The organism is Streptomyces sp. NPDC059456 (assembly GCF_042750055.1).
GTDB lineage: Bacteria > Actinomycetota > Actinomycetes > Streptomycetales > Streptomycetaceae > Streptomyces.
In genome coordinates this window covers 1-1,565 of the sequence record NZ_JBHYVA010001083.1, presented here as the reverse complement: position 1 = coordinate 1,565, position 1,565 = coordinate 1, and the positions used below count along the sequence as shown (strand labels likewise).

At 76.3% G+C, this 1,565-nt stretch carries 1 protein-coding gene; it reads right to left on the bottom strand.

Features of this window, described 5'->3' with window-relative positions; translation table 11 throughout:
* Nucleotides 1–1,429, bottom strand: a 1,429-nt coding sequence (locus tag ACFXA3_RS42340; protein ID WP_385196834.1) for an FAD-dependent oxidoreductase, incomplete at its 3' end; no start/stop codon positions are given.
* Nucleotides 1,430–1,565 lie beyond the last annotated feature (136 nt).

The window sequence follows — 1,565 nt, the reverse complement described above, 5'->3', positions numbered from 1 at the left end:
CCGTCCGTACCGACAGCCAGGCGCCGTGCGTGCGGGCCGCGGCCGCCGCCGCGTCCGCGGCGACCCCGCCCGGGCCGCCCGCCTCCCACACCAGGGACCAGCGCGGGTCGCGCAGTTCGGCGCGCAGCGCCTCGGAGCCCGGGTCCCCGCGCCGGTCGGCCGCCGCCGCGGCCCGGGTGCCGGCGGGCAGCCCCATCAGCGGGTCGGCGGTGCTGAGCGGGCTGTCCCCGTACGACAGGAGCAGGCCGGACATGCCGCCGAGGACCTTGCGCTGGATGGCCCGCCGCAGCGGACCGGTGTTCCGTACGAAGGTGAAGACGACCGGCAGGGCGACCCCGGCCAGGGCGTTCTTGAACTGGACCAGGAAGGTGGCCTTCCGGGTCGATCCGAGCAGGGCCTTGCCGATCGGGACCCGCTCCTGCCCGTACGTGGCGAGCAGCTCCGGGCCCGCCTGCCCGCGGGCTGCCATGGCGAGCTTCCAGGCCAGGTTGTAGGCCTCCTGGATGCCGGTGTTCATGCCCTGCCCGGAGGCGGGGCTGTGCACGTGGGCCGCGTCGCCCGCCACGAAGCAGCGGCCGTCGTGCATGCGCGGCACCATCCGCTGCTGGAACGTGAACACGGAGGTCCACTCGGGTTCGCCGACCCGCACCGGGCGGCCGAGTCCGGCGCCGAGCTTCTCCGAGAAGCGCCGCGCCGCGTCCCCGGGCTGCGCTCCGGGGGCGGTGTCGAGCAGCCTCCAGTACCCCTCGCGGCGGTAGGGGACCATCATCAGGGCCTGGCTGCCGGTGTGGACCCAGTAGATGGTGTCGGGCGGCAGGTCGGTGGAGACGGGGGCGTCGGCGAGCGCCCAGGTCTCGCTGGACTCGCCGATCAGCGGCAGCCCGAGCTGCTTGCGCACGGTGCTGTGGCCGCCGTCGCAGCCCACCAGCCAGGGCACCTCGTACTCCTCGGTGCTGCCGTCGGGGTGCTCCAGGCGGGCGCGTACGCGGGCCCGGTCCTGCTCGAACGAGGCCAGCCGCACCCCCCATTCGACGGTGACGCCGAGCCGGGCGACGGCCTCGCGGAGCACGTGCTCCGTCTCCGCCTGCCCGATGATCAGGCTGTACGGGAAGCGGGTGGGCATCGTGCGGTAGTCGGCGTCGAGGCGGACCAGGCGGCTGCCGCGCGCGTACATCGTGAAGGCCCGGTTCTTGCGGCCCCGCGCGAGCACCCCGTCCACGACGCCCATCTGGTCGAAGGTCTCCAGGGTGCGCGGGTGGACGGCCACGGCCCGGCTCTCGGGGGCCGGCCCGGGAGCCCCGTCGACGAGGCGTACGTGCAGCCCCCGCCGGGCCAGTTCATGGGCGGCGGTCAGGCCCACGGGGCCCGCCCCCACCACGAGGACCCGGGCGGGGTCGTCTCCGGACGGTGTGCCGGTACTGCTCGCCACGTGGCTGCTCCTCTGGTCGTACGGGTTGCGGAGGGGACGAACGGGGGCCGGGGTCAGACGGCCGCGGCCGCGGCCTCGGCGGCGGGGGGGGGCGCCCCGCGGGGGGCGGAGCGCCGCCCCCGCGGGGGTGTGCGCG